The following is a 20,355-nucleotide window of genomic DNA, read 5'->3' as shown; positions in this document are numbered from 1 at the left end:
TTTGAACATGCGCACATTTCTTTCTTTCATCTTAATTTTAGGTCTAGCTACATCCCTCTCTGCTCAAATCAACCAACAAGCGGTTGATGATTTCGCAAAGTCCTTCTCCCAAAAAAGTGACTATAGCCTAGAAGAAATCCAATCCATTTTAGCGAAAGCCGATTATAAGCAAGACATCATCGATAAAATTTCTAAGCCAGCAGAAGGAACCATGACTTGGGGACGCTATCGAAAAATTTTCGTCACCAATGAACGTATTGATGCTGGCGTAAAATTCTGGAAAGAAAACGAAGAAACTCTGACCAAAGTAAGCCGAGAAACTGGCGTTCCCGAACACATTATTTTGGGCATCATTGGAGTTGAAACTTACTTTGGAAGAATAAAAGGCTCTTACAATGTGTTAGATGCACTTTATACTTTGGCTTTTGGCTACCCAAAAAGGTCCAAATTTTTCACTTCAGAATTGGAAGCTTACTTAACCTTGGCCAAAGAAGAGAAATTAGAGATTGGAACCACCAAAGGTTCGTACGCAGGCGCCATGGGTTACTCACAATTTATGCCCAGCAGTTATAGAGCCTACGCGAAAAGCTTTGACGAAAATGGTACCAAAGACCTAGTAAATTCTCCAGAAGACGCCATCGCTTCTGTGGCGAATTATTTGAAAGTACATCGCTGGAAAGCTGATGAGCCAATCACCACCAAAGCTACTTTGACAAGAAAAATTACTGGCTTAAGAAAACAAGTTTTAAAGCCTAAAAACAAGGTTTCTGATTATACTGCTATAGGTTTTAAACCTGATCAAAAATTGGATCCAAACCTACCTGCAACCATGATCATCCTTGACGGTGAAAAAGGAGACGAGTACTTCTTCGGCTTATATAACTTCTATGTGGTGACCCGCTACAACCACAGCCCTATGTACGCCATGGCGGTGTGTCAATTGGGTGAGGCTATTAAAGAAAAGAGAAAAAAATAAGGGTTTTTACGCCCTTATTTTGAGTTTCTGACCTAATTCATTTTACCCATTATTTTCTTTCTTCTAGAACTAGCTTCTTATGTAGAAAATAAGAAACCACGAATCCAACGCCCAGCATAAGGAAAATCATAAAGAAGTAAGCACCGGGGAAATCGTTATGACGGCTGATAATCTCTCGGGTTCTTAAATATTGATCCAAAATAAAGCCCAATCCAATACCAACAGAAAGGCAAATCAATGCAACCCCGAGTACCATAGAAAAGAAGTAAGGTTTTCTTCTAGGTTCTGGCCTAGCGTGGAATAATTGAGGATCGGCTCCATTTTCTATTAGCGACATACGCTCCCTATGGCGAGACAAAAGGTAGTAATAAATGATACCGAAGAGGCCTGCAAACAAGGCGATAAATACTGATGCAACTTCCATTTTATTTCAATTTAATCGTTTCCGTTTTTGTGTTTCAAAAGCTTTGACCCGCCTTCCAGAAAACAGGTTACAGCTAATTTTTTTATTTTTCTTCTGTAACCTAAAAAGCGGAACCTGAGTCAAACGCAAAAACAATGAAAGCTCAGCATGAAAAGTATATTATGGATCTGATAATTGCCCGGGTAAAAGAAGGCGATTTATCAGCATTTAATATACTGATAGATGAGCACAAAGCCATGGCCTTTACCTTAGCCCTAAAGCTGGTTAAATCAAGAGAAGATGCTGAAGAAGTAACTCAGGATGCGTTTCTCAAGGCCTACAAAAACATCAAACAATTTGAAGGAAAGTCGAAGTTTTCGACCTGGCTTTATTCCATTGTATACAATACAGCCTTGAGCAAATTGCGTAAAAAGAAGATTGCCATTGATGAAAGTGGCATGACTCCGATAGATAACCTAGAAAGTTTTAGCGAAAGCGAAAAGGAATGGAGAAAACTCCAAAAACAAGAAAGGTCTGGCTATATTAAGCTCGCTTTAGATTCGCTTAAAGAAGAAGACAGCTTGGTAATTACACTGTTTTATTTAAACGAGAACAGTCTTCAAGAAATTTGTGAGATTACCGGTTGGGAGATAGCAAACGTTAAAGTAAAACTTCACAGGGCCAGAAAGCGTTTACTTTCTGCATTGGAAGTATTGCTGGATGATGAAGTAAAATCATTATTATGAAAGAATTCGATTTATCAGACAAGGAGATAAAAGCCCTACTTTTAGAAGAAGGCTTAGAAGAACCTTCTATGAGCTTCAACAGAAACTTACTCTCCAAAATCGAAGCCTTTGAGAAGACCAAAAGGAAGCCAGCCAAAGCTCCAAAATGGCTTGTTAGCTTGTTAATTATCTTCGGTATTTCTCCAGCAATCTACATGTTTATCAGCCATCCAATCAATTTAAGTGGCATAATAAAAGAACAACTTCCAACTTCTTTTCCCTTCAGTTTTTCATTCGACACCACTTACGCTTTGTTGCCGCTTGTTGCTGTTGGTGTAGTTTGGTTGGTTATACTCTTCGATAAATTTCTGCTAAAAACTCAGGAGCAATAGCGGTTAAATTTGGTTAAATAGGCCTTTTCTGCTTAGGGTTTCCTTTGGCTAAAGCGTTAATTTGTAACGTGTTTAAAATTTCGGCCATACTATTTTTCACCTTCCTTTGCGCTTTTTTAAGTCAAGCGCAAACACAAAATCAACTTGTGTTGAAGGGTATTTTGGTTGATGTCGAAACCCAAGAACCCGTTATGTATGCTACCATTCAAATCCTCAATAAAAAGAAAGGAGTAGCATCTGATTATGATGGCACATTCGAGTTTCCCGTAAGCGACAAAGACACCATTCAAGTGACTTCAATTGGTTATGAACCAGTGGAATTTGTTGTGTCTCCTGAATTTATAGCCCAATACCCAACGGGTTTGTATATTCAGATGAAGCCCGGTGTTTATGAGCTCGATTCTGTAGTCGTCACCAGCTTGCCTGAAGATTTTTATTTAAATCGAAAGAAGGGAGTTCCGATAGATATGGGCTTTGTTGACCCAAATGCCCCCAAAAGAGATTGGACGGTTCCTCAAGTAGAAATGAATGGCGGTTTAGTCATAACCGGCCTTCTCTCTTCTTTGGATAGAAAAGTAAAAGAGCAGCGAAAACTGAAATTACTTCTTGAATCGAAAGCCCGTGAGGAAGATCGAAAATCGAAAGCCGAAGCCAAATTCAACAAGGAGTTTGTGAAACAGGTTACACGAATAGATGACCGCGTGATCGATGAGTTTATGGAATTCTGTGGCTTTTTAGACACGGAAATCATTCAAGCCTCAGAGTATACCTTGGCGGTCAAAATTTTAAAAAGGTATGATGCTTTTTTGAGGAGGTAGCTTGCTTTCTCACGCTCATATTAACAAAGTAGATATTGATTTGACGAATCAGACATTTGAGAAATCAAGTATAGCAGGCTCATTTAGTAAACATTTAAATTATTGATTTTAACTGTTTACTTATGGAATTTCAAACACTTTCAATCCTTTGATTCTTTTTAAAACAATAGGTACTAATGCACTTGTGGTCACTGAAATTAATAACACTTCTCTTATCGGAACATCTTCTTCCGAAAAGAAGCCCACAAGAATTCTATAATGAACTAGTTGAATTATAAAAAAAAGTATAAACTTATTCAAGTAACTACTAAAAAATTCGTTTCTAATCAATAGAACATAAAGCACTCCTAATGCAAATAGAAAATGCCCCCTTCTGTATATGACATAAATTACAAGTAAAAAGCAGTTGTAAAAAAAACCTTCATCCTTCATAAAGGGTAAGCTGAAAGTTCTAACAGGCAATAACTCTAAGACCTCAAAAACATATCTTAAAATAACGTCTAAGACCACGGATAAAACCATAGTCATTAACGCAAGCATTAGGATAGAAATATAGTCACTAGTTTTCTTGTTCTCAATCACAACCTAAGGCAGAAATTGGTAATTCTCCTGATAACACTCTTTCTAAAATACGATAATCTGGACGGTATATCAAGGGCGAATTTTTGTAACCATACCCTCCATTGCTATTAACATAATCGTTTATCCTTTCTTGAAAGCTTTTCCAAAGGTTATCCGCGCTAGAAAAAGCTATCTTCTTCATAATCAAATCACCAAATGCCAGCACACCACTATTGTTTGTGCCTTGCAAATCTATTGTTAATCGGTCGACTCCACGAGTATAAAATGTATAAGATGCATCTGGATTTTTATAGAACCCAAACTCCCTTGTTCCACTAACTGGATGAGTGTAATCTGCCGGAGAAGTAATAGTACTAAACCTCCAGTATTCATCAGTATAATCACTACAAACTACAGAAGCATCATCACCCGGAATATCAATATGTACTATAGCTCCAATAGGGTTATTTGAATTCCAGATTGCAGACTTATTAGTATTAGTTGGTGTCAAGTTGTATGGTTCAAAGCTTGACAGGTTAGTATCAATAAAATTGTTGATATTTTTTCTTATGTAATTGAGAAAGCCCGTCCCAGTCATATTGTTGGGCAGTTCAGTTATTGTTACAGAAAAATAATCCATGTTTACTGTTGGACTTTTGGGGTCGGACAATTCTTGAATATCAAATCCAAAACCAAATGCTGTGTGGTTGTTTTCAGTTAGCTCTTTTAATTTATTTACAACTTCAATGTCTGGCTTGTGTTCAGCAACTTTCTTCCATTTTTCAATTTCAGAACAGGGAATATTAAGTAAGAGGTAAGGGTTATTTTCAAGCAGAAACCTTAAGGCCTTTTCACGAAATTGTGATTCAAGTAGCACCCCAATATCTCCTGTTTCTGGCTCCGGACAAATTTCGCCATCATTCGCACTACCAGCACCCACTAAAGAAAAACATTCAACATGGCTCACTGTCTTGGTTTTAGGTTGACCACAGAAATCAGGACGTAGCAAACCGGTTGTAGGGCTGGTTTCCCAGCCACAAGGATCGGTTTCAATCACCTCAAAAAATTCGATACAGATAATACCTCCTCCACCTCCACCTGAGTTAGTAGGAGATGGATCTGTTATGGGTCGCCCACCTCCTCCTCCAGTTGATGGATTTGGAACTGTTGTTCCCTCTTGAAAATTACCCTCTATTTCACATTGAGTTGAAACAGGGCTTCTTTCCCCTAAATTAGCCTCAGACCTCTGGCTAAAAGAAAAGTTCTGCAAATATCTCCTCCTGGTCTTACCTGTAAAACTTGTCATGGAAAAGTCGTTAGCTACAAAGTCAGAGATATGGGCTGAGTCTACGGTATACTCTATCAAGTAGGGCATTTCAAAATCACCATTTTCTCTTTTTTTGATAACCAGATTAGTAAAAGTGAAAGGATTGCCATCCTCGTCATCAACTAAAAAGGTGTAGTTAGTATTACTTAAGGTATCAATCACCTCAAATATTCTATCGATATCAATCTTGCCAATTGAGGTAACCACTTGACCATTGCTAACTGAACCCCTAATATTACTTTGTTCATTTAACGAATTATTTAGATGAGCTAATACGTCTGGAAGATCAGAGGGATCTCTATATTCTGCTCTCATTTGAGAAGCCACGACCATGGGCTCAATATTGTCCATCTGGCAACCAAAGACAATTATCACCAAAAAGACGGAAAGATATAATCCAAAATTCTTCATAAGTGATTGTTTCAAATCATTAAAAATTAAACAATAGACATACAAACGCTATTAAGCATTAATATTAATTGTACAATTTAAAATTTTTATTATATAAAATAAGAAAACCAATAATAATTTACTCCTAGTAGTGGGGTTATCTTAAAAAATCTCTTAAATAGCTCCAAACCGTTTCCGCTATGATTTTATGCCCTTCAGGATTTGGGTGAATACCATCCGATTGATTCAACTCCTTTTCCCCACCAACATTTTCTAGCAAAAAGGGAATAAGATCCACGTTTTTCTCTTTAGCAATTTTAGGATAAAGTTCTTTAAAAGCTTTGGTATAAGTTTGCCCAAGATTTGGAGGAATTTGCATGCCCGCCAAAATGATTTTTGTGTTCGGATTAGCCGTTCTGATTTTATCAATCATGGCTTTAATATTGGCTTCGGTTTCTTCAATACTTAAACCACGCAAGCCATCGTTTCCGCCAAGTTCTAAAACAAAAACATCAGCTTTATTTCTGAGTATCCAATCAATTCTTTGCAAACCACCAGCCGAAGCCTCTCCGCTCAAACCCGCATTAACCACTTTGTAATTCAAACCCAGAGAATCCATTTTTTCTTGAATCAGTTGAGGATAAGCTTCAGCCAAAGTGATTCCGAAACCAGCCGTAATGCTATCGCCAAAAAACACAATGGTTTTGCTCTCTTGCTCTGAAACAAATGGAGAAATGGCGGTTAAAACCATCAAACTTGTAAAAAACCAAAACTTTGAAATCATACTATTCTGGACTTAATTGTAAAATACACAAACTTTCAGGGCACCGAAACGTCTTGAATATATTCAACACCCTAATAATACATGGCAAGTATCCTCAAGGTTCAAGACCTAACGAAAACTTATAGCAGCGGTTCCAAAAACCTTACCGTTCTTAAAAATGTAAATTTTGAAATTGAAACGGGAACAAGTTTTTCGATTGTTGGGCCTTCGGGAAGCGGAAAGACCACTTTGCTTGGCCTTTGTGCAGGATTAGATAGAGCTTCTTCAGGATCGGTAATTTTGAATGGAAATGCCTTGGAAAAACTGAATGAAGATGAAAGAGCAGCTGTCCGAAATCGCCATGTAGGCTTCGTTTTCCAGAATTTCCAGCTTTTACCAACCCTTACTGCTTTGGAAAATGTGATGGTTCCGATGGAGTTGCGAAGAGAAAAAAATATTAAGCCACGCGCGTTAGAATTACTCGATAGAGTGGGCTTGGCCGAACGTCACGACCATTATCCTACCCAACTTTCTGGCGGAGAGCAACAGCGTATTTCTATAGCTCGGGCATTTTCAAACCAACCCGAAATTCTATTTGCCGATGAGCCCACTGGCAATCTGGATGAAGAAACTTCTCAAAAAGTTGAAGACTTGATTTTCAGTTTAAATCGTGAAGCCGGAACCACTTTAGTACTGGTAACACACGACATTGAATTGGCCAATAAAACCGACAGAATCATCAGAATTAAAGGAGGCCAAATCACTTTCGATTCGGCTCTTTCAACAGAAATAAATTTATAAGAAGCGTAAGCATGAATCAGAATTACTCTTCTAAAACCAGCTTCCGATGGCTATTGCAAATGGCTTGGCGCGATGCCCGAAAAAGCAAATCGAGGCTTTTTCTGTTCATTTCATCTATAGTTTTAGGCATTGCCGCTTTGGTTGCCATCAATTCCTTCAGTCAAAATTTAAAAGCCGACATCGAAGGTCAGGCGAAGGAATTACTAGGAGCCGATTTGGAATTAGGCAGCAACAAGGCCGATTTCAACTATTCATTTCTATCGCGCCTTGATTATGAAGTGTCTCAAGAAAACAGCTTTGCTTCAATGGTCTTTTTTCCAAAAAATCAGGGAAGCAGATTGGTTGATGTAAGGGCACTGGAAGGAAATTTTCCTTTCTACGGTAAAATTGAATCAGAACCCGAAACAGCTGCTCAGTCTTTTAGAAAGGGCGGACCAAAAGCCTTGGTAGATAAAAGTGTGATGATTCAGTACGATGTTCAAGCTGGCGATTCTGTACGTATTGGACAAGTTACTTTTGTGATTGAAGGCGCTTTAGTGAGTTCTCCATCGCAATCTATAGCCGCTACTTTAGTTGCTCCTGCGGTTTACATTCCTATGGAATATTTGGACGCTACTGGGCTGATCCAAAAGGGAAGTAGAGTTTTCTATCGCAGGTTTTACAAGTTTGAAAATCTGCCCAAAACCCTTGATTTAGATGAACAATTAGAGGAAGACCGTGAACAGCTAAGAACAGAAGGCATTCGTGCAGATACGGTGAAGGAGCGTAAAGAAGAAACTGGCCGAACTTTCGAAGATTTAAGCAGCTTTTTGAATTTAGTGGCTTTTGTTGCTTTGCTTTTAGGCTGTGTTGGTGTGGCTAGTGCTGTGCATATTTATATCAAGGAGAAAATCAGAACAGTAGCCATTCTCCGCTGCTTAGGCGCGAAAGGGCGTGATACTTTCTTGATTTACCTTATCCAAATCGGAATCATTGGATTGATAGGCGCCATAATTGGTGCTTTTCTTGGTACACTACTTCAAACCATTTTACCAACAGTATTTGCCGATTTTCTTCCCGTAGCAGTTAATTTCAGTATTTCCTGGATTTCTATTTTGGGCGGTATCGCTACAGGATTAGTCGTTTCCATTCTCTTCGCACTAACTCCTCTTTTGGCCATCCGAAAAGCATCTCCTCTGTTGACACTCAGAAATACAGCCGATGTTCAGAATGTTCGAGATCCATTAAGATGGTTGGTTTTCACAGGCATTTTCCTTTTCATTCAAGGTTTTGCTTTTATTCAAATTCGTGACTTTGTCAGCAGTTTCTGGTTTACCATTTCTATCCTTCTAGCTTTTGGATTTTTGGCTTTAATCGCTCGTTTTTCCATGTGGTTGGTGAAGAGATTCTTTCCAACGTCTTGGAGTTATGCATGGCGGCAAAGTCTGGCAAACTTATACCGACCGAACAACCAAACCACAATTCTGATTGCTTCCATTGGTTTGGGCACTGCGCTGATTACCACGCTCTACTTTATTCAAGGATTGTTAATTAGCCAAGTTGAAATTACCACAGATGAAGGCAGGCCAAACATGATGCTTTTTGATATTCAAAGCTATCAAACAAAAGAAATTGCAGAATTCACCAAATCATCGGGCTTACCCGTTTTGCAGCAAGTACCTGTGGTTACAATGCGTTTGCAAAGCATCAATGGAGAAACAATAAAGGATGTGTTGGCCGATTCGACAAGCGATTACCGAAGCGGCACTTTTAACCGTGAATGGAGAATTACTTACCGCGATAGCTTGATAGAATCTGAGACCCTGACAGAAGGAGAATTGAGATCGGTGACCTCGGCCCAAGATTCCATTTTCATCAGCTTTGAGAAAGGCTATGCCGAAAGTAGCCATCTGAAAATAGGAGATGAATTAATCTGGAATGTCCAAGGAGTACCTATCACCACTTATATTGGTAGCTTCAGAGAAGTGGACTGGAACCGTGTTCAGACCAATTTTCTAGTGCTTTTCCCTAAAGGAGTACTCGAGCCAGCGCCACAATTTCATGTTCTGATTACAAGGGTGAAATCCACAGAAGAAGGAGCTTTGTATCAACGCGAAATCGTTAAGAAATACCCAAATGTTTCCGTAATTGATGTAGGCTTGATTCTGAACACAGTAGACGAAATTCTTGGAAAAATTTCCTTTGTGATTCGCTTTATGGCCTTGTTCAGTATAATCACTGGCCTTTTAGTACTGGTTGGCTCTGTGATTTTAAGCAAGTTTCAACGGATTCGGGAAAGCATTTTACTCAGGACTTTAGGAGGAAGCCGAAAGCAAATTCTAACCATCAACAGCTTGGAGTATTTTATTCTTGGCAGTTTGGCATCGCTCTCAGGCGTAATTTTAGCACTCTTGGGTAGCTGGGCATTAGCCTATTTCCTCTTCGAAACTTCCTTCGTTCCCAACTTACTTCCCATTTTGGTCGTTTATATTTCAATTACAGGCTTAACTGTATTGATTGGACTGCTGAATAGTAGAGGCATTTTGAGCAAATCCCCTTTAGAAGTATTACGCAGCGAAATCCAGTGAGGCATTAACTTTTAACCCCTTTGGTTATGAAACATCTCATCTCAACGCTAATTTTTGTCATTAGTTTCTCAACATTCCCTCAGGAAAACACCAAAATCATAGGCGATTGGAACGGAGCCATCGGCATTCCGAATGGCGGTTCAATCAAACTTGCTTTTCACATTACAGAGGAAGACGGAAAGTTAAAAACTACTTTCGACAGCCCCGACCAAGGCGCATTTGGCTTGGCAATGGACGAAACTTCTTTCAAAGACGGTGTGCTCGTCCTAAAAATGAAAGCAATCAACGCTTTCTATGAAGGAAAATTAAAAGAAGAAAAGCTGGAAGGAAAATGGAGCCAAAATGGCCAGTCGCTTGAACTGAACCTTACCAAGGAGAAAAAGAAGTAAGCGCCATTAGCAAAAAATCGACTTTGCGATAGGTTAAGGAATGGTTATCTTCTAACCTGAATTCAACCTTAATCGCAATGAAACATCATTTGATAAGGACATTCGTGTCCTTTTTTCTTTTAGTATTCGCCATTTCAGTTTTCGCCCAAATTGAAAAAGCGCCCAATAGAGCTGAAGGCGAAGGACCTTTCGAAAAGCTTATCATCAGAGGTGTAACCCTCATCAATGGTAATGGCGCCCCTCCAACTGGCCCTGTGGATATTGTCGTAGAGCAAAACATCATTAAAGGCATTTATAATGTGGGCTACCCAGGTTTGCCAATCGAAGAAAGGGGAAGGCCAAAAGCAGGGCCAAAAGATCAAGTTCTTGACTTAGAGGGCATGTATTTGTTGCCTGGATTTATCGATATGCACGGACACATTGGAGGCACAGGTCAAGGTACACCAGCAGAATACGTCTTCAAACTTTGGCTTGCTCATGGCATTACCACCATCCGTGACCCTTCGGCCGGCAATGGCCTTAAGTGGGTGTTAGAACACAAAGAGAAAAGTAATAAAAACACGATTACGGCTCCCAGAATTTTGGCTTATACTGCTTTTGGGCAAGGCGCTAAAGAATCGATTTCGACCCCAGAAATGGCCAGAGAATGGGTAAGACAAAATGCAGCCAATGGAGCAGACGGGATCAAATTTTTTGGTGCAGCTCCAGACATTATGCAGGCGGCTTTGGAAGAAAACAAAAAACTGGGATTACGTTCGGCCATGCATCACGCCCAAATGGATGTTACCCGTTGGAATGTGCTGAATTCTGCAAGAGCTGGCCTAACCTCCATGGAACACTGGTATGGTTTACCAGAAGCGCTTTTCACCGATAGAATTGTTCAAAACTACAGCCTAGATTATAACTATAGAAACGAGCAGGACAGATTTGGCGAAGCTGGAAAGCTTTGGAAACAAGCGGCTGCACCTTATTCAGACCATTGGAACAAAGTGATGAATGAGCTTTTAGAGCTTGACTTCACCCTTGATCCAACCTTCAATATTTATGAAGCCAACCGTGATTTAATGCGCGCCTATTCTGCAGAATGGCATCAAAATTACACATTGCCTTCGCTTTGGGAATTCTATCGCCCGAGCAGAAAATCGCACGGTTCTTATTGGTTCTATTGGGGAACTGAAGAAGAAGTAAGCTGGAAAGAAAATTATAGACTTTGGATGACCTTCATTAACGAATACAAAAACCGCGGAGGACGTGTAACGGCTGGCTCCGATTCGGGCTTCATTTACCAACTTTATGGTTTTGCTTACATCCGCGAACTGGAATTGCTTCGCGAAGCGGGATTCCACCCTTTAGAAGTAATTATGTCGGCTACCTTGAATGGTGCTGAAGCTTTAGGCATGGAAGACAAAATAGGAACGGTAGAAGTAGGCAAGTATGCCGATTTTGTGATTCTAGAAGAAAACCCACTTCAAAACTTAAAAGTACTTTACGGAACCGGAGCACTAAAGCTTGATGAAAATAATGAAGTAGTTCGTGTTGGCGGTGTGCGCTATACAGTGAAAGATGGCATTGTTTACGATGCCAAAAAACTTCTGGAAGATGTAAAACGAATGGTAGACGAAAAGAAAAACGGCTTAAGTTTTAAACTTACTACGAAGTAACATAACAAAAAAAGGCATCCCTAAGGGATGCCTTAATTTTTTCAATACTAATTCTATTCTATGATTTTCTTGCGGCAATTTGCTCTGCCATTAAGATGATGCTCTCTTTCAACAACGGATCTTTAAGATCATCTAAAGAGCGATCTGCTACTTTGTTAGCTTCCAATTCTTTCAATGAATCTCCTACCTTAACTCTTGCAGCTCTTTTCTTCTCACGTTCGTCATTTTCTTTTTTCCTTACTTCATAATTCAAAGAAATAGAAGTTTGTTCACGGGCTTTATTTACTTCAGAAATATCATACTGATAATCCAATAGTCCTTGGTCCGTTTTTAAACGCTCTTTATGACACTTGTTCAAGCTCGAAATCATATCGGCATTCACATAATTCAATGGCTTAAACTGAGCTGCTGGGATTTTGTCCCAAGGCAAAGCGCTTGGCTTAGAACTCTCTCCGAATTCCGCTGCACTGAAAGCCGATGGAAAAGAAATATCTGGAGAAACTCCCAAGTGCTGAGTACTACTTCCTGTTACTCGATAAAATTTTGCCATTGTATATTTTATCAAACCTAACTCTTCATCAGAAGGCTCTCTTAAGAAATCGGCTAAGCCTCGCACATTCTGAACCGTACCTTTACCGTAGGTTTGTTCTCCCACAATCACAGCTCTTTTATAATCTTGCATTGCGCCTGCGAAAATTTCAGAAGCAGAAGCAGAAAAACGGTTAATCACCACGCTCAATGGGCCTGTGTAGAACATTTCCTTATCCTCATCTTCTTCCTTAGTGATTCTCCCATTAGAATATTTTACCTGAACTACTGGTCCTCCTGGTAAGAATAAACCTGAAAGATTAATAGCTTCAAAAAGAGCTCCTCCACCATTGTTACGGATATCCAGCATAACACCTTCTACACCTTGGGCTTCTAATTCTTTGATCAGCTTTTTAACATCATTTGTTGTGCTGATATAGTCTTCTTTACCAGCTTCCAACTCTTCAGCATTCAAGTAAAAATCAGGAATGGTGATAATTCCAATATTGTAAGTATGGCCCCCTTCTGTATACTGAACCACCTTGCTTTTGGCGCGAGCTTCATCATAATTGATTTTATCACGAACGATTCGCACTTCTTTCGTTGGACTGCCCACTTGTCTGCCCGCAGGCAAAAGCTCTAAACGAACAATTGTTCCTTTTGGGCCACGTATTTGACCCGCCACTTCATCCGATCTCCAGCCCACAACATCAATCATTTCGCCTTCTACGCCTTGCGCTATGCCTACAACTCTATCGTCAACATCAATTTGGCCACTTAAAAAAGCTGGTCCGCCAGGCCTCAATTCAACAATTTTAGTGAAATCATCATCTTGTTGAAGTGTAGCGCCAATCCCCTCCATGGTTTTGGAGCTTTCTCTTTTAAAGTCTTCCGCATTTAGAGGCGTAAAATAATTGGTGTGCGGATCGAAAGCCTCGGTCAACGAATTCATTAAAATTTCAAAAACATCATTGCTGTTATATTTGTCAACATTGCTCTTGAAACGCTCATATCTTTCAGTTAGAAGTTTGGCTATTTTCTCATCGTCAGAACCGCTAAGCTTTGAAGTTAATGCCTGATTTTTAATAATTTTTCTCCAAAGCTCATCTAACTCAGCATCAGATTTTGCATATGGAACTTCTTCTCTATCAAACTCGAATCGTTCATTTTTTGTAAAGTCGAATTTATCTTTCGCATGGGCCAAAGCATAATTCAACCTATTTTCTACTCTTTTCTTATAGATATTGAAAATGTAATAAGCAGGCACCAGATTTCCCTTTTTCAAGTCTTCATCAAAAGAAAATCTGTATTTCTGAAAACTCTGAATATCTGAAGCCAGAAAATAGTTCTTGCTTGCATCCAAGGCATCGAGATAATTATCGAGCACCACAGAAGAAAGCGAATCGTTTAAATCAATATCTCTGTAATGAAAATAATCCAGAATTTGGGTTACGAGCATCGCCTCTTTAATATGTTCGGCCTTAGGCTGTAGATACTCGGTAGTATCGGGCTGAACACTGGCGTATATATTTGAAAGGCCCACAAGGAAAAGGGCCGGAATTAGCATAACTCTATTAATAAATTTCATATCAACTCGCAGTTTCGAACTCAACAAATGCTCCGGATAAGAGCGACATACAATCTAACGAAATTCGCTGATTTTAGTCTTAACCGACTGTCACATAATTGAGGTATCAACAATTATACCCAATGTGCGACCGAAAGTTGCAACCCTTACTCAACAAACTGTTAAAAAATGCTAAAACACTTCTGATTATTAAGCATTCGATGAATTTCTTATTGATACCTTAAAGATCGAGCAGGGTTAATCATGGCTGCTTTTACTGATTGAAATGCAATGGTTAAGAAAGCGATCAAAGTGGCAGTCAAAGCACTCAGAGCAAACCAAACCCAACTGATTTCTACTCTGTAGGCAAAATCACTCAACCATTTATCCATCATAAAGTAAGCAACCGGAGCGGCTAAAATTACTGCGATTACAATCAGTTTAGAGAATTGTTTTGATAGCAGAAAGACAATACCTGAAACTGATGCTCCCATTACTTTTCTTACGCCAATCTCTTTGGTTTTTTGTTCTGCCGTAAATGCCGACAAACCAAACAGACCTAAACAAGCAATAAAAATGGCCAACCAAGTAAAGCTGAATACGAGCTTACCAAAGCGTTCATCGGACTGATATTGTTGTCCGAATTCCTCATCAAAAAATCGGTATTCAAGTGGGCTGTTTGGGTAAATTTCATCCCAAGACTGTTGAATATAATTCATGGTTTCGGCCATATTTTCCGAATTGAGTTTCAACGCCAGATTACCACCGCCATTAGGCGCAAAGAACATCGCCAAAGGCTCAATCTTGTAGCGCATTGACGCAAAATGAAAGTCTTTCACCACACCAATAATGGTGCTTTCTTGATTGCCAAAAGTCAGTTTTTTCCCAATCGGCTCATTCCAATCCAACTGTTTGGCCATAGCTTCATTTATAATTACGGCTTGTTGCTGATCAGAAGGCGTTTCTTTGCTAAACATTCTGCCTTCAACCATTTCCATCCCCATTAAATCCACAAAACCGTCATCGAAAGAAAGCACGCTCACAATCCACTGATCATCTGGCCCCGCGCCATCAGGTGTAACTCCTCTTCTGCCGAATGTTCGACCAGGCATTGAGCCCGTTCTGGCTGTTTTCAGTATGGTCGGGTTCTGCTCCAGCTTATTTTTTAAAACTTCTATAGAAGACTGAAGACTTGGATGGCCGACATTAAGCGTCAAAATTTGTTCGGTGTCAAAACCCTTTTTTGCATTTCGCAAATGCTGCAATTGATTGTAAACGATGGTGGTACCTATAATCATCACGATGGAAACCATGAATTGAAAAACCACCAAGCCCTTTCTCAATACCACGCCCTTCGATCCTGTTTTAAACGATCCTCGAAGAATGCTGATAGGATGAAAGCTGGACAACATAAACGCTGGGTAACTTCCTGAAAACAACCCTAAAATTAGGGTGAATACTACAGCACCTAGCAGCCAAATGGGATTAGAAACAAAGAGCAAGGCAAGATTTTTCTCAAAAGGAAGATGAACTGCCGACCCCAATGCCGCAACTAATCCAATGGCAAGCATCAAAGACACAAAACATATAACCACAGATTCAATCATAAACTGATTGACCAATTGATTTTTGAATGCTCCAAAAACCTTTCTTATACCGACTTCCTTAGCCCTATTGGCCGAGCGAGCCGTAGAAAGATTCATGAAATTGAAAGAGGCAATAAGTATGACAAAAAGACCCACGGCAGCCAATGTATACACATATCCCTCATCGGTTTTATTTAGGTTGTAATTCTCAAATAATATTCCACTTGACTTCAAATGAACGTCTTTCAATGGTTGAAGAGTGACACTGAAGTTATCACCCACATTATTCTCTCGGATTAAAGTCTCCATCTTACCTTCTACCGACTGTTCCGAAGCAGGATCGGCCAGTTGAACGTAAGTAACCATGCTGATGCTATTCCATGAATTTAAAAATTGAGCAAAGCCAGAAGTTGTGTCTGCCTGCTGCATGGACACGATTACATCAAAATTCAAATGGCTGTTTTCAGTAATATCTTTCATTACAGCCACCACTTCTAAACCCGCTTGATTTCCGATATCGATTCGTTTTCCAATGGCGTTTTCTGAACCAAATGCCTTTTTTGCCATGCTCTGCGTCACCACCACAGTATTTGGACTTTGAAGCGCAGACTTTACATCGCCATCAACTAGTTTAAAGTCGAACATTTCAAAAAGGGAAGGTTCCGCATAAGCAAAATTCTCAGTATAAAAACCTTGTTGTTCATAGGTGATTAATTGCCTGCCTTGAGGAATCATGCGCACTCTATTCACCACTTCAGGAAAATTCTCTTCCATAGCTTCTCCCAAAACAGGCATGGTTATGCCTACCAAACTATTGCTCACACCCAAAGCTTCATCAATGGTCAACACGCGAAAAATATCGTCTGATTTTGCATGGAACTTATCATAGGAAAGCTCATTCTGAACAAACAGAAAAATGATGATACAGCAAGCCATTCCTACGGAAAGGCCAAGTACGTTGATTACCGAAGTAGCCTTGCTTTTCAACAAGCTTCTTAGCGCAATTTTGATGTGGTTTTTAAACATGGTGAATTGTTAAATAGGTAATATGGAAATTGGATTGGTCAGTCTAATTCAACTTTATACGTAATCGCTTACCAAAAAACATACCTAAACTTTTAATTTATCACAAACCACTGAACTACAAACACTTAAAAAAACAAATGGACTAAAAAAAGTTAGGAATGGGTTCGTTTCCGTACAATATCTAGCACGCAAATGAGACACATTTAGGGATTGGAATCCCAGAAACTAAAAAGGGCCGCAATTGCGGCCCTTTTTAGTTTCTTAATCTCAATTTTAGAGCAATTCATTCACTCTATCGTACATTGACTTTTCGTCTAACGCACTTTCAATTGATTTGATGTTTTCAAGAAATGATAGAGAGCTATCTTGCATTAAACTGTCATTGGCTTCTTTGATTTTGTCCCAAAGGCCTTCCATTTTCATCACTAAATCGTGGCCCGAAGCGCTTAACTTCAAAAGTCTTTTTCTTTGGTCTGAAGCATCTTTCGACTCAATTACTAATTGGCGTTTAACCAAAACATTGGCAACTTGATTTACGGCAGGGTGAGTTTGCTGAAGCATTGAAGCCAATTCCGTTACCGCCAATTCATCTCCATTCTTCAATGCATAAATTACCGCAAACCAACGCGGTTCAAAGTCGAAGTCTGAAGCCTTATAAATAGCGGCTACATCTTTAGCCAATCTTTCACTTAGGTTTTTCAGGCGGGTAGCCAGCGCTAAGCTGCCCAATTCCTCTATCAAGTTTTTTTCCAATTAGTTTTTCTTTTTCGAGCCGATTACCGGCACCTTTTCTCTACTGATTAATTCGTTCAGAGCTTCCACTTGATCGTCTATCGCAGAAATCACTTCTATCAATTGCGTAAACTCAAATTGCAAATCTCTCACCCTTCTTTTCTGTCCATCTGTAACAGGAGGCTCAATGCCATCAATTGTTCCATAAATATGCAACAGATTAACTTCCAGCTTGTTCGGAAAATTGATTACATCTTGAAAGGTTTGTTGTTTTGGCTGAATCATTTTTTCTTCCACCTTATCAATTTCTCCTATAACAACATCAATTTCATCATGAATTTCTTGGAATCCCTCTTTTGGAATTCGAGCCTTCAAATCCTTCAGTTGACCTCGAATTGAACGGAATTCATTGGCCTTTTCCTGAAGATTGACAATCATTTTGCGAATGGCAATCAGCAAATTTTGCTGCTCCAAATATTGCATTTCAGTTGCTTCCCAACGTGGGTCGGGCAGAATCTCCAAAGCCTTAGACTCCGTTTGGTCTCCATAGCTTAATGTCACCGAATATTTTCCTGGTGCCACCCTATGGCCTCCAGCTCCTAAACCCATGAAAACACCTTCTACTCCATCAAAATTGGCTTGTGAAAGGTTCCAATTCAGTTGATTCATACCGCTCTTTTTTGAAATCTTATTTTGGCGGTCTTTAGCTGATGTAGAAAAGCTTCTTACAACTTGTCCGTTCGCATTTTTGAAGGTGACCTCCAGATCAACAGAATCAATATTTTCCTTTAAATAATACCTTATTGTGAATCCCGGATATGGATTTTGACCAAGCGCAGGATTATTACTTCGAACGGCATTATCTCTAATTGCTGGCCGTGGTTCGTAAACAAAAAACTCGCTTTTTGAAGCTTCTGCCAATTCTCTTAGCGGATTAATATCGTCCAGAATCCAGAAGGCTCTTCCTTGTGTTGCTACAATCAAATCGCCCTGATGAATCATTAAATCTGTAACAGGAACAATAGGCAAATTCTGCTGAAATTTGGACCATTGTTCACCGCCATCAAAAGAAATATAAAGACCAAGTTCTGTACCCGCGAACAGCAAGTTCTTCTTAATTGGGTCTTCACGAACTACCCTGAGATGTGCGTCAGGCGCTATGCCATTCACCATAAGTTTCCAGTTTTGGCCATAATCGGTCGACTTGTAAATAAGTGGAGTGAAATCGTTGAACTTATAACGCGTGTAAGCCATATACACCGTAGCTGGATCGTGAGGAGAAACCTCAATTTGGTTCACCATGCCTTCAGCTAAATTTGCAGGAGTGATATTCTCCCAACTTTCACCTCCATTTTTAGTGAGGTGTACCAAGCCATCATCTGCCCCAACATAGATTACCTCAGGTGTGTGAGGCGATTCCGCTATGTAATAGATCGTATGGTAAATTTCTCCACCAGCACCTTCATTTGTAATTGGCCCACCACCCCAATTGATGGTAGCAGTATCGTTTCGAGTTAAATCGGGGCTTAATTCTTTCCAAGTAATGCCACGATTAGAGGTTTTCAACAGCTTATTTCCTCCATGATAAATGATAGAAGGATCGTGTTTTGAGGCAACAATAGGCGCATTCCAGTTGAAGCGATATTTTAAGTCTCTAGGGTTAGAACCTAAGCCCTGAAAAGGATACGCCATAACATCCTTAGTCTGCTTTGTTTTTGCGTTCCATTCATCTATAATTCCCTGATAACAGCCTGAATAGACATATTTGGGATCATCAGGATCGAAAGCAGAATAGGCACTTTCACAACCGCCCACGGGATAGAAATCCTCATTCGAAATTCCTGAGCCATCAACTCTAGATGCAATTGAAACTGAAGTGTTGTCCTGTTGCCCTCCATAAACTCTGTAGGGAAATTGGTTATCGGCATTTACGCGATAAAACTGAGCGGTAGGTTGATTATTCTGGGTAGACCAATCCTTTCCACCATTTATAGAAACATTGGCGCCACCATCATTGGCATTCACCATAAATTCGGGATGAAGTGGATTTACCCAAAGCTGATGGTTGTCGCCATGGGGCGTATTTAAGTTCACAAACGTTCTACCATCATCGGTGCTCTGAACAAGCGGAGCATTCATGATAAATACAGACTCTGGATCGGTTGGATGAGCCAAAATATGCATGTAATACCAAGACCTTGCTCGAAGCAATCTATCGGAATTAATGAGTTCCCAATGCTTTCCACCATCGTCAGAGCGGTATAGCCCGCCTTTTTCAGCCTCAATTATTGCCCAAACCTTATCTGGGTTAGCCCTTGAAACAGAAACTCCAATTTTACCCATGACTTCCTTAGGTAAACCTTCGATTAGCTTCTTCCAAGTAATTCCTCCATCGGAAGACTTATAGATTCCACTGCCAGGCCCACCACTTTGTACTTTCCACGGAAAACGCCTGTGATCCCAATATGCGGCATAAATAATACGCGGATTGGTCATATCCATGCTCAAATCGCTCACGCCAGAGTTTTCATCTACATAGTGAACTTTCTCCCAAGTTTTCCCTCCATTATTAGATCGATAAATACCGCGATCTGCTGTGGCTCCATAAGGACTGCCTTGCGCCCCTACAATCACCACATCTGCATTCCGTGGGTCGACTACAATTTTCGAAATCTGTCGGGTTTTCTCTAAGCCAAGGTGTTCCCAGGTTTTTCCGCCATCCGTTGATTTGTAAACACCATCTCCATGAGAAGTCATTACACCACGAACGGGAGCTTCGCCCATGCCTACATAAATGACATTAGGATCAGATTCGGCCACAGCGATAGCGCCCACCGAAGCCGTATTGAAAAAACCATCGGAAATATTTTTCCAGCTTCCACCAGCATCTTCGGTTTTATAAACTCCGCCCGTAGAACCCATATAGTAAGTCATAGGGTCTTGAACCACCCCAGCAACCGCAGTAGCTCGGCCGCCTCTAAAAGGCCCAATATTACGGAACTGCAGGGCATTGTAGAGCGTGGTATCGTAGGTTGTAGTGGAAGGGGTTTTGCTTTTTCTTTTCTGAGCTTGTAAATGAGTGGCATGCAAAAAACCACAAATCAGAATTAGCAAGAAGCTTAATTTTCTCATTTCGAAGACTT

The 20,355-nt window shown here is 40.0% G+C and carries 15 protein-coding genes; 8 read left to right on the top strand and 7 right to left on the bottom strand.

The window, feature by feature from the left end:
• The first annotated feature begins 7 nt into the window (after positions 1-7).
• Positions 8-976: a lytic murein transglycosylase B gene (gene mltB / locus ACXACJ_RS21770; protein WP_475136547.1), complete on the top strand. Its 969-nt coding sequence runs from the start codon at positions 8-10 to the stop codon at positions 974-976.
• 49 nt (positions 977-1,025) lie between these two features.
• Here mltB and ACXACJ_RS21765 read toward each other — a convergent pair whose 3' ends face one another.
• Positions 1,026-1,400 carry a DUF6249 domain-containing protein gene (locus ACXACJ_RS21765; protein ID WP_475136546.1) on the bottom strand — a complete coding sequence of 125 codons (375 nt, stop codon included), beginning with the start codon at positions 1,398-1,400 and terminating at the stop codon, positions 1,026-1,028.
• Between the two features lie 134 nt (positions 1,401-1,534).
• Between ACXACJ_RS21765 and ACXACJ_RS21760 the strand changes: the two genes are divergently transcribed.
• The 3 genes from ACXACJ_RS21760 (at position 1,535) to ACXACJ_RS21750 (ending at position 3,314) form a co-directional block, all read left to right on the top strand.
• Positions 1,535-2,125: an RNA polymerase sigma factor gene (locus tag ACXACJ_RS21760; protein ID WP_475136545.1), complete on the top strand. Its 591-nt coding sequence runs from the start codon at positions 1,535-1,537 to the stop codon at positions 2,123-2,125.
• Positions 2,122-2,496: a hypothetical protein gene (locus tag ACXACJ_RS21755; protein WP_475136544.1), complete on the top strand. Its 375-nt coding sequence runs from the start codon at positions 2,122-2,124 to the stop codon at positions 2,494-2,496. The genes ACXACJ_RS21760 and ACXACJ_RS21755 overlap by 4 nt, the downstream gene beginning before the upstream one ends.
• A 146-nt stretch (positions 2,497-2,642) precedes the next feature.
• A complete protein-coding gene (locus tag ACXACJ_RS21750) occupies positions 2,643-3,314 on the top strand; it encodes a carboxypeptidase-like regulatory domain-containing protein (RefSeq protein ID WP_475136543.1) in 672 nt (223 codons plus the stop codon).
• Positions 3,315-3,888: 574 nt separating this feature from the next.
• On the opposite strand, the gene ACXACJ_RS21745 is transcribed toward ACXACJ_RS21750, so the two are convergent.
• Complete coding sequence (locus tag ACXACJ_RS21745; RefSeq protein WP_475136542.1) at positions 3,889-5,613, bottom strand: hypothetical protein; 1,725 nt, start codon at positions 5,611-5,613, stop codon at positions 3,889-3,891.
• A 136-nt stretch (positions 5,614-5,749) separates the two neighbouring features.
• Positions 5,750-6,376 (bottom strand): arylesterase, encoded by a 627-nt coding sequence (locus ACXACJ_RS21740; protein WP_475136541.1) that lies wholly within the window; start codon positions 6,374-6,376, stop codon positions 5,750-5,752.
• A gap of 81 nt (positions 6,377-6,457) precedes the next feature.
• Between ACXACJ_RS21740 and ACXACJ_RS21735 the strand changes: the two genes are divergently transcribed.
• The 4 genes from ACXACJ_RS21735 to ACXACJ_RS21720 all read left to right on the top strand — a co-directional run bounded on the left by ACXACJ_RS21735 (position 6,458) and on the right by ACXACJ_RS21720 (position 11,773).
• Entirely contained in the window at positions 6,458-7,156 is a 699-nt protein-coding gene (locus tag ACXACJ_RS21735) for an ABC transporter ATP-binding protein (protein WP_475136540.1), read from the top strand.
• A gap of 11 nt (positions 7,157-7,167) precedes the next feature.
• Entirely contained in the window at positions 7,168-9,723 is a 2,556-nt protein-coding gene (locus ACXACJ_RS21730) for an ABC transporter permease (RefSeq protein ID WP_475136539.1), read from the top strand.
• A 26-nt stretch (positions 9,724-9,749) separates the two neighbouring features.
• Positions 9,750-10,112 carry a hypothetical protein gene (locus ACXACJ_RS21725; protein WP_475136538.1) on the top strand — a complete coding sequence of 121 codons (363 nt, stop codon included), beginning with the start codon at positions 9,750-9,752 and terminating at the stop codon, positions 10,110-10,112.
• A 77-nt stretch (positions 10,113-10,189) separates the two neighbouring features.
• Positions 10,190-11,773, top strand: coding sequence for an amidohydrolase family protein (locus ACXACJ_RS21720; protein WP_475136537.1), 1,584 nt, complete (start codon positions 10,190-10,192; stop codon positions 11,771-11,773).
• 58 nt (positions 11,774-11,831) lie between these two features.
• Here ACXACJ_RS21720 and ACXACJ_RS21715 read toward each other — a convergent pair whose 3' ends face one another.
• The 4 genes from ACXACJ_RS21715 to ACXACJ_RS21700 form a co-directional block, all read right to left on the bottom strand.
• Positions 11,832-13,889: a carboxy terminal-processing peptidase gene (locus ACXACJ_RS21715; protein WP_475136536.1), complete on the bottom strand. Its 2,058-nt coding sequence runs from the start codon at positions 13,887-13,889 to the stop codon at positions 11,832-11,834.
• A 209-nt stretch (positions 13,890-14,098) separates the two neighbouring features.
• Positions 14,099-16,480: an ABC transporter permease gene (locus ACXACJ_RS21710; protein WP_475136535.1), complete on the bottom strand. Its 2,382-nt coding sequence runs from the start codon at positions 16,478-16,480 to the stop codon at positions 14,099-14,101.
• A gap of 273 nt (positions 16,481-16,753) precedes the next feature.
• Positions 16,754-17,233, bottom strand: coding sequence for a MarR family winged helix-turn-helix transcriptional regulator (locus ACXACJ_RS21705; RefSeq protein WP_475136534.1), 480 nt, complete (start codon positions 17,231-17,233; stop codon positions 16,754-16,756).
• Positions 17,234-20,344 carry a VPS10 domain-containing protein gene (locus ACXACJ_RS21700; protein WP_475136533.1) on the bottom strand — a complete coding sequence of 1,037 codons (3,111 nt, stop codon included), beginning with the start codon at positions 20,342-20,344 and terminating at the stop codon, positions 17,234-17,236.
• Positions 20,345-20,355: the final 11 nt, after the last annotated feature.

This window comes from Roseivirga sp. AWQ4_251 (assembly GCF_056158225.1).
Note: the sequence above shows the minus strand (reverse complement) of the source record. Positions and strands in the feature narration are given on the sequence as shown.

Bases quoted from the DNA above. Each gene is read 5' to 3' on its own strand.
- mltB (WP_475136547.1), top strand. From the start codon at position 8: ATGCGCACATTTCTTTCTTTCATCTTAATTTTAGGTCTAGCTACATCC.
- ACXACJ_RS21765 (WP_475136546.1), bottom strand. From the start codon at position 1,400: ATGGAAGTTGCATCAGTATTTATCGCCTTGTTTGCAGGCCTCTTCGGT.
- ACXACJ_RS21760 (WP_475136545.1), top strand. From the start codon at position 1,535: ATGAAAGCTCAGCATGAAAAGTATATTATGGATCTGATAATTGCCCGG.
- ACXACJ_RS21755 (WP_475136544.1), top strand. From the start codon at position 2,122: ATGAAAGAATTCGATTTATCAGACAAGGAGATAAAAGCCCTACTTTTA.
- ACXACJ_RS21745 (WP_475136542.1), bottom strand. From the start codon at position 5,613: ATGAAGAATTTTGGATTATATCTTTCCGTCTTTTTGGTGATAATTGTC.
- ACXACJ_RS21740 (WP_475136541.1), bottom strand. From the start codon at position 6,376: ATGATTTCAAAGTTTTGGTTTTTTACAAGTTTGATGGTTTTAACCGCC.
- ACXACJ_RS21735 (WP_475136540.1), top strand. From the start codon at position 6,458: ATGGCAAGTATCCTCAAGGTTCAAGACCTAACGAAAACTTATAGCAGC.
- ACXACJ_RS21730 (WP_475136539.1), top strand. From the start codon at position 7,168: ATGAATCAGAATTACTCTTCTAAAACCAGCTTCCGATGGCTATTGCAA.
- ACXACJ_RS21725 (WP_475136538.1), top strand. From the start codon at position 9,750: ATGAAACATCTCATCTCAACGCTAATTTTTGTCATTAGTTTCTCAACA.
- ACXACJ_RS21720 (WP_475136537.1), top strand. From the start codon at position 10,190: ATGAAACATCATTTGATAAGGACATTCGTGTCCTTTTTTCTTTTAGTA.
- ACXACJ_RS21715 (WP_475136536.1), bottom strand. From the start codon at position 13,889: ATGAAATTTATTAATAGAGTTATGCTAATTCCGGCCCTTTTCCTTGTG.
- ACXACJ_RS21710 (WP_475136535.1), bottom strand. From the start codon at position 16,480: ATGTTTAAAAACCACATCAAAATTGCGCTAAGAAGCTTGTTGAAAAGC.
- ACXACJ_RS21700 (WP_475136533.1), bottom strand. From the start codon at position 20,344: ATGAGAAAATTAAGCTTCTTGCTAATTCTGATTTGTGGTTTTTTGCAT.